We start from the raw sequence: 8,198 nt of genomic DNA on the forward strand, positions 1-8,198 counted from the left end.
CCACGGATCCGCCGACGTCCCACGCTAGGCGGGACGTCGGCGCCGGCCTCAGCTCGACTGCGCCGTGTCGTCCGCCGGCACTTCGTCCAGCAGGTCATCCTGGCCGGGCAGTTCGGTGATCACGCTGAAGTCGCTGACCTCGACCGCGCCCGCCCCGTAACCCAGCAGGTGGAAGGAGAACGCCTTGCGCGCCATCGGGTTGTCGAAGCTGAAGTCCATCTCCAGCGGCTGATCGGCGGTGGCGACCATTTCCGTCGGCAGGCCCAGTTGCACGTCCTGCTCCATTTCCTTGGCCTTGAGCTGGATGAAGGCGGCCTGCGCCGGATCGACCGAGCGCACGGTCAGGCGCACGCGGGTGTGGGAACCCTTGGGCATCTCCAGGTACTGCGCGCCGATCAGGTTGTCGGCCCAGTCGTCCTTGATCTGCGCCTGCAGCGGGATCACGTTGGAGCTGCCGAACTGGTAGCGCTGATTCAGCGGCGAACGCAGCAGCGACAGGTCCAGCGCCGTGGCGCGGGCGGCGATCTGCCGTGCGCTCTGGCCGCTGGCGTTGCCCTTGAACGTGGCGCTGTCGGCGATGAAGCCGGCGCTGGCGTAATCCCGGCAGCGGCGCGGCATGTCGCACTCGGTCAGCACGCCCTGGCCGTTGTGGTAGCGCAGCTTGCCGTTGGTGAAGGACATGATCTCGCGGCCCGTGTCGTAGTCGCGAAACAGCGAACGGCCGCTCAGGGCGGTGGGCACCGGCAGGTCGAAGTAGTCGAGGATCGATGCGCTGAGGTCGACATGGCCGTAGACCCCGGCGTTCAGCCGCGGCAATTGCGCGTGCTCCGGGGCCAGGGTCAGGTTGAAGCCCCAGGACGAGGCTAGGCGCACGCCGTCGATGCCGTGGGACTCGTCGGAGGTGATCACCACCAGCGTGTCCTTGAGCACGCCCTGGCGTTCGAGGCCGGTCAGGAACACTTCCAGCGCATCGTCCAGATACCCGACGGCGGCCTGTTTCGGCGTGTCGTAGCGTTGCAGGTACTCGTCCGGCGCGGAGTAGGGCTGGTGGGTGCCGACGGTCAGCAGGGTGAGCATCCACGGCTGCTTCTGCTTCTTCAGTTGGGCGACGTAGTCCAGCGCGCCTTCGAAGAACGCCTTGTCGTCCTTGCCCCACGGGAATTCCAGGTAGTTGGCGCGGGTGAACCATTCAAGGCCGTGGGTCGCATCGAAACCGATGTGCGGCATGATCTTGTCTTTGGCCATGAACCGCAGGCCGGCGCCTTGCAGGTAGTGGGTGGCGAAACCGTGCTGGCGCAGTTGGGACGGCAGACAGGCCTGGTTGCGTTCGTTCTGGGTGAGCATCTCGACGCCCTTGGGCGTGCCGTTGTCGAGCTTGTCGTAATCGCCGCAGAGCATGGCGTACAGGCCGCGGATGGTCTGGTGGGTGTGCAGCACGTAGTCCGGGGTGTTCATGCCGCGCTCGGCCCAGCGGCTGAGGTTGGGCATGAGGTTTTCCCGGTAATGGCTGCCGATGGCCTCACGGTTGGCGCCGATGTAGGCGCCGGGGATGCCTTCCAGGGCGACGATCAGGACGTTGCGGGCCTGCCCCGGGGCGCTCAGCAGCTTGTGGCCGTTCAGGTCCAGGTCGGTGAGCCCGGCCATGGGCGGGGCGGTGTGTTCGACGTCGCCCGCCAGCCATTCTTCGGCCTGCATCTGCGCGTCGGCGACCTGGGCGGCGAGCAATTGATGGGGCAGGTTGTACAGGCGCCACGGGTCGGCGTCGCTGGGGGCGACATGCTGCGCGGCCCAATGGGCGCCGAACAGCAGCAGCGGCGCCGCCCAGGCGGCGCGGGGCAATGCCTTGGCTTCGGTGGCGCGGCCGGCCCAACGGGTCAGCAGCCACAGCGCCAGGGCCAGCAGCAGGGCAACGGCCACGCCGGGATGGGCGAAGCCGCCGCCGGTGGAGTTTTCCACGAACTGCGGGTCGATCAGGTAATGCAGGTCCGCCGGGTTCGGCAGGCGGCCGACGGCGCTGACAAGCTCCGCGGTCGCCACCGCCAGCAGTCCCCAGAACAGCAGCAGCGGCAGCGCCAGCCACCACGGCCGGCGGTGCAGCAGCACCACCAGCAGGCTGCCGATGGCCAGGTCCGACAGGTAACCGAACGTGGACGACCATCCCAGCGCCGCACGCAGGCACACGGGCACGATCAGCGCCAGGGTGATCAGGGAGAAGAGGCGGGCGTGAGGATGCCGCAACCGGTGAAAGAGAGCGTTCACGAAAAAAGACCTTCCAGCCATCAAACCGTCATAAAAGTGTGCGCGATGATACCAAGGGCAGGCATTCGGATCGCGCGATTAAACGCAGGCCAAGATCGGCCCCGGACACATCCGGCGGGCACGGGCCGGCGAATCGCGGGCGCGGGCGGTTGGGACAGGGGACGCTTTTTTGTATCAACCTATTTAAAAAGTATTAATGCCTTTGATCCGGCCGGCTGCATTTGCGAAACATTGCGATTTACAATGCGCCACCTCTGATGGAGTCCGATCCTCGTGGATGTGTTCGCGCAACTCTCGACAGGCCTCAACCATTTCGTGATCGCTCCGGTCACCGGGCAGTTCCTTGGCCTGTTCGATCTGAACGGGCGCCTCGGCGTGGTGTTTCTGCTGGCCTCCTACGCCGTGGCCTACGGGCTGTTCCGTCACCGCAAACGGCGTGGCCTGACCGGGGCGGGTTCGTTCTGGCAGTTCATCGGTGGTGGCCGGATCCACGGCCACCGCTCGGCGTGGCTGGATTACCGCTACTACTTCATCAAGGCCATCCTGCGGGTCGCGCTGGTGCTGCCGGTCGTCGGCCTGGTCGATCCGTACATCCTGCGCTCCGGCGACTACCAGCGGTTTTTCACGCAACTGTGGGGCGCCCGGGAACAACTTCCCGATCATCCGTTGCTCGCCGTGTCCTACGGGCTGGGCGTGTTCCTGTTCAGGGATTTCCTGCATTACTGGATCCACCGGGCCTTTCATTCCCGCTGGCTGTGGGAATTCCACAAGGTCCACCATTCGGCGCCGGTGCTGGTGCCGGCCACGGCCAGCCGGATCCACATCGTCGAGTCGCTGGTCGAGCGGCTCGTCATCACTGCCGGCCTCGGCGCCTTCGCCGGTGCGGTCTGGTATGCCTGCGGCGGGGAGGTCAGCCGCTACACCCTGTTCGGCGTGACCTGGCTGGTGCTGATCGTCAACAGCCTGGGGGCCAACCTGCGCCACAGCCATGTCTGGCTGTCGTTCGGGCCTGCGCTCGAGCATGTGCTCAACAGCCCGGCCCAGCACCAGATCCACCACAGCGACGCCCCGCGCCATTTCAACAAGAACTTCGCCATCAACCTGTCGCTGTGGGACTGGCTGTTCGGCACGCTATACGTGACTACACCGAAGCCTGAGGCCTTGCGCTTCGGCACGGGGGAGCAGGATCGCGAGCGTTACCTGACGCTGTACGGGCTGGTCATCACGCCGTTCGTGGAGACGGCGCGCAAGCTGTTCCCAGAATCCGTGTGGGGGCGAGGGTGGTGGGTCAGGCACCGGTGATGTCGCCTGTGCTGGCCTCATCGCTTGCAGGCAAGCGCCTACAGTTTTGGGTGGTGTGCATGAATCCTGCGAACACCCGGCATTCCGTGAACGCCCGTCTATAGTGAGAAGGCTGTGCGAAATGGGTGGTGCGCCTGTCGGTGATCGGCGGGGCGCCGAGACGACATGCTGTGCCTCTGAATCAGGAGATCGCCATGAGCCAGATCGATAAAGTGCTGTACACCGCAAAGACCCACACCACCGGCGGACGTGACGGCGCTTCGCGCAGTTCCGACGGCATCCTTGACGTGAAACTGTCCTCGCCCGGCAGCAACGGCGGCGGCACCAACCCGGAACAGCTGTTCGCCGCCGGCTGGTCGGCGTGCTTCATCGGCGCGATGAAGGCGGTGGGCGCGCAACAGAAGATCAGCATTCCGGCGGACGTGGCCGTGGACGCCGAAGTGGACCTGGGCACCAATGCCGGAGGGTATCTGCTGCAGGCGCGGCTCAACGTGAGCCTGCCGGGGATGGAGCGCGCCGCCGCGCAGAAGCTGGTGGAGGATGCGCATCAGGTGTGCCCTTATTCCAAGGCCACGCGCAACAACATCCAGGTCGAGGTGAAACTGGTCTGAGCCCAGGCGGCCCGCCCGCGTTGCGCGGGCAGGCCGGTTCAGCCGGGGATCAATGCATCTTGCTGTGATCGTGGCCTTGCATGTGGGTCAGCGAACGCACGGCGGCCTTCACTTCAACCGTTTCCTGCTCGCCCTTGGCGTTCTCGACGGTCAGGGTCAGCGGCACGCTGTCGCCTTCCTTCACCTGGCCGGTCAGGCCCATCAGCATCACGTGGTAGCCGCTCGGGTCGAAGGTCACGGCCTTGCCGGCCGGCAGGTCGACGGAGGCCACCGGGCCCATCTTCATCACGTCGTCCTTCATGCTCATTTCGTGGATCTGCACGTCCTTGGCCACCGGCGACGCCACCTTGACCAGTTTGCTGTCGCTGTCGGCGGTGACGGTCATGAACGCGCCGGTCGCCGGCTGGCTGGCGACGGTCGCGCGCACCCAGGCGTCATCGACCTTGGTCTGCGCCGACGCCTGGAAAGCCAGGCCCAGCAGGGACAGGGCGCAAGCGGCACGTTTGAGGGTGTTCAGAACGGGGTGCATCAGCAGACCTCCATAACGGTAAGCAAATCTTCCGTGCACTCTTGTGCCGAAAGCGATTGGGACAGGCCCAGGCGCAGTTCGCCCCGGGAGTCGTAGACGTAGCTGGTGGCGGTGTGGGAGATCGTGTAGGTGTCGCCGGCCGGCACCTTCTCGAAGAACACGTCGAATTCCTTGGCCGTGGCCTTGGTCTCTTCCAGGGTGCCGTACAGCGCGACGAAGCTCGGGTCGAAGGCCTTGACGTAGGTGTCGAGGATCTGCGGCGTGTCGCGCTCAGGGTCCAGGGTGATGAAGATCACCTGCAGGCGGTCGCCGTCCTTGCCCATCAGCTTCTTGATCTTCGCCGCACGGGCAAGCGTGGTGGGGCAGATGGCCGGGCATTGGGTGAAGCCGAAGAAGACCATCGGCATCATGCCGCGAAAGCTCGACAGCGTCAGGGTGTTGCCTTCGGTGTCCTTGAGCTTGAAGGTGCGTCCCAGGATCTTGTTGCTCAGATCCTTGCCGTACTTGTACGACAGTTCGCCACGGGTGTCGCAGCCGGCGAGCAGGCCCAGGCCCAGCACACCCATGCCGGCCAGCACCTGGCGGCGGGTCAACGAAGCGGTCATCGATTTAGCGCCCTTTGCGAGCCCGTCGGCGTGCAGCCGTCCGGGCGGGGTTACCGTAAAAGCGGCGCATGATAGCAAAGCGGGGAGCGCTCCCGGCTGCCGAACGGCGGTCTAGACACATGGTGCGACAAATGGCCGCGATCAGCGGGCGGCGTCCGGCAGCGCCTTCCAGCCCCCGCCCAGGGCGGTGTACAGGTTCACTTCGGCGACCAGTTGCGCCAGCCGGTCGTTGATCAGGCCTTGCTGGGAACTGAACAGCGAGCGCTGGGCGTCGAGGAACGTCAGGCTGCTGTCGACGCCGCTCAGATAGCGGTGCTGCGCCATGTCGTAGTAGTCCTGGGTGGCCTGCACGAGGTCGTGCTGGGCCTGAAGCTGATCCCGGTAGGTCTTGCGCGCCGCCAGGCCGTCGGCCACTTCCTGAAACGCGGTCTGGATCGACTTTTCGTACTCGGCCACCGTGATGTCCTTCTGCAGCTTGGCGTAGTCCAGGCTGGCGCGCAGGCTGCCGGCGTTGAACACCGGCAGGTTGAGCTGCGGCTGGAACGTCCAGGCGCCGGAGCCGCCCTTGAACAGCCCGGCCAGGTCGGTGCTGGACGTTCCCGCATTGGCGGTCAGGCTGACGCTGGGAAAGAACGCCGCCCGCGCCGCGCCGATGTTGGCGTTGGCGGCCTTGAGCTTGTACTCGGCCTGAAGGATGTCCGGGCGGCGCTGCAGCAGGTCCGACGGCAACCCCGCCGGCAGCTGCGCCACCAGGTCGTTGGCCAGCGGCAGCGCCGGCAAGTGTTCGGGGATCGGCGCCCCCACCAGCAGCGTCAGGCTGTTCAGATCCTGAGCCACCTGCCGCTGATAGCGCGCCAGGCTGGCGCGGGTGCTGTCGACGCTGGTCTGCGCCTGGATCTGCTCCAGCGCCGACGATTTGCCGGCCTCGCGGCTGCGGGTGGTCAGGCGCAGGCTCTGTTCGTCGGCGGCCAGGGTTTCCTGGGTCAGGGCCAGCAGTTCCTGGTCGGCGCGCCAGGTCAGGTAGGCGCTGGCGACGTTGGCCACCAGGCTCAGCTGTGCGCTGCGCCGGGCCTCTTCGGTGGACAGCCAGGTCATCAGCGCCTGCTCGCTGAGGCTGCGCACCCGGCCGAAGAAATCCAGCTCGTAGGCGCTGACCCCGAGGTTCACCGCATAGGTCGAGGTGATCATCGCCTTGGTCCGGGTGACGCTGGGCGGCATGCGCCGGCGCAGTTCGTTGCCGTTGGCCGACACCGCCGGAAAGAGGTCGGCGCGTTGGATCCGGTACTGCGCCTGGAAGGCCTCGACGTTGAGCGCCGCTACCCGCAGGTCGCGGTTGTTGGCCAACGCGCTTTCGATCAACTGTTCCAGGGCCGGATCGTTGAACAGCCCCCGCCAGTCGTCGACGCCGACCGCAGGCTGCGTCTTCGCCGCGTAGGCCGGGCCTTGCGGATACTGCGCGGCATTGGGCGACTCGGGGCGGCGATACTCGGGAATCAACGAACAGCCGCTCAAAAGCAGGGCGGCGCACAGCAGGGAAAAGGGCAACCTGGACATCAAACAGCCTCATGCACGCAAAGAACGGGCGCCGCTGTGCAGGGGCCCGAAGTGAACCGACCGCCGGATCAGGCGCCGGCCATCCATTTCGCCAGACCGTGCCGCCCGCTGACGCCCAGCTTGGCCGTCGCGCGTTTGAGGTAGGTCTCGACGGAGCTGTTCTTCACCCGAAGCCGCTCGGCCAGTTGCGGCACGGTGCCGCCGGTCAGCAGGCCCAGGCAGACTTCCTTTTCCCGCACCGACAGGTTGATTTCGCTGAGGGTCAGGCGCTCCTCGAACACCTGGTGCAACGGCGCCTGGTCCTGGTCGGCCACGGGCGGTCGCAGGTGTCGGGCGGTGGTCTGCCGGCTGAGGTGGGCGTGGCGCTCGATCAACGGCAGCAGGGTGTCGGACAGGCTCTTGAGGAACGACAGCTCCGGCAGGGAAAACACCCGGTGCGTTTGCGGGCGGTAGAACGAAATGACGCAGCGGCGATTGGAGTTGCGCGACACCAGATTGCATTGATGGACACCCAAATGCGGGTGGCGGTGCTGGAGCGAGGCCTTGAGCTGGATCAGCAGCGAGTCGTTCATCTCGATCATTTTCTGCAGCAACGGATGGTCGTCCGGCCGCTGCAGGGGATCCGGGGGCGGGAACGTCTGCGGCTGGCCGGCGCTGCCCAGTGCCTTGACCTCGACCACGCTGGCCTGGCGCTCGTCCAGCGTCCATTCGCTCAGGTCGACCCGGTTGACCGGCACCAGGGTATCGACCAACTGGAACAGGTTGGTGGCGAACCGTTCGTCGCCGGTGCTGGCGATCAATTCGCCCAGTTGCCAGTAGAAGTGCGGGTTTTCCGTGTTGCGGATACTGCCGGTCAGATTCATGTCTTTGTCATCCTTGTCTTCACGCCTTTACCGAATCGTCTGCCGTGCACACGCCCCTGCAAGTCCCGTTTCTCCTTGAGCAGGGATTTAAGCCTATGGGTTTGTCTTGCGTCTGTAAGGGAAAGCGGGGACACAAATTGCCATCTTTTCTGAATTGATGCGCCCACGATTCCTACGCGGAATGGGCTGCGAAAATCGCCCCGGTGATTGAACGGTTAATCACAGGGGCACTAAATCGGGAGGATCGGCGAGATTGGCCGGCAAAACCGGATCTAGAGCGGGCTGCAGGTATGGCAATTGTCCTACAAGACTTTCAGCTATTCCTTTCGGGACGTAAGGGGCGGTTGCCGAGCGCCCGTCGTGGCCCCGCGCAAAAGGCAGGCGCGGCGCCCGGCCCGGGTGTCCGGGTTTCACGTGTCATGCCGCTTCCGGGGCCGGTGCTTGAATACCGGCACAATCACATGAGAAGGATCTT

General features: G+C 65.5%; 7 protein-coding genes. 2 read left to right on the plus strand and 5 right to left on the minus strand.

Annotated features, from left to right (window positions below; genetic code table 11):
* Positions 1–48 precede the first annotated feature (48 nt).
* Positions 49–2,259, minus strand: coding sequence for an LTA synthase family protein (locus CAG31_RS18060; protein ID WP_085583595.1), 2,211 nt, complete (start codon positions 2,257–2,259; stop codon positions 49–51).
* A gap of 273 nt (positions 2,260–2,532) precedes the next feature.
* Between CAG31_RS18060 and CAG31_RS18065 the strand changes: the two genes are divergently transcribed.
* Both CAG31_RS18065 and CAG31_RS18070 read left to right on the plus strand, forming a co-directional pair.
* A complete protein-coding gene (locus CAG31_RS18065) occupies positions 2,533–3,561 on the plus strand; it encodes a sterol desaturase family protein (protein ID WP_085583597.1) in 1,029 nt (342 codons plus the stop codon).
* 194 nt (positions 3,562–3,755) lie between these two features.
* Positions 3,756–4,172: an organic hydroperoxide resistance protein gene (locus tag CAG31_RS18070; RefSeq protein WP_085583599.1), complete on the plus strand. Its 417-nt coding sequence runs from the start codon at positions 3,756–3,758 to the stop codon at positions 4,170–4,172.
* Between the two features lie 49 nt (positions 4,173–4,221).
* Here CAG31_RS18070 and CAG31_RS18075 read toward each other — a convergent pair whose 3' ends face one another.
* The 4 genes from CAG31_RS18075 to CAG31_RS18090 all read right to left on the minus strand — a co-directional run bounded on the left by CAG31_RS18075 (position 4,222) and on the right by CAG31_RS18090 (position 7,723).
* Positions 4,222–4,701, minus strand: coding sequence for a copper chaperone PCu(A)C (locus CAG31_RS18075; protein WP_085583601.1), 480 nt, complete (start codon positions 4,699–4,701; stop codon positions 4,222–4,224).
* Positions 4,701–5,306, minus strand: coding sequence for an SCO family protein (locus CAG31_RS18080; protein WP_085583603.1), 606 nt, complete (start codon positions 5,304–5,306; stop codon positions 4,701–4,703). Before CAG31_RS18080 ends, CAG31_RS18075 begins: the two co-directional genes overlap by 1 nt.
* Before the next feature lie 141 nt (positions 5,307–5,447).
* The gene (locus CAG31_RS18085; RefSeq protein WP_085583605.1) at positions 5,448–6,860 is read right to left on the minus strand and encodes an efflux transporter outer membrane subunit; all 1,413 of its coding nucleotides are present in this window, start codon (positions 6,858–6,860) and stop codon (positions 5,448–5,450) included.
* A gap of 68 nt (positions 6,861–6,928) precedes the next feature.
* Entirely contained in the window at positions 6,929–7,723 is a 795-nt protein-coding gene (locus CAG31_RS18090) for a helix-turn-helix transcriptional regulator (RefSeq protein ID WP_085583607.1), read from the minus strand.
* Between the last annotated feature and the right edge of the window lie 475 nt (positions 7,724–8,198).

The organism is Pseudomonas sp. R25(2017) (genome assembly GCF_002112565.1).
GTDB lineage: Bacteria > Pseudomonadota > Gammaproteobacteria > Pseudomonadales > Pseudomonadaceae > Aquipseudomonas > Aquipseudomonas ekonensis.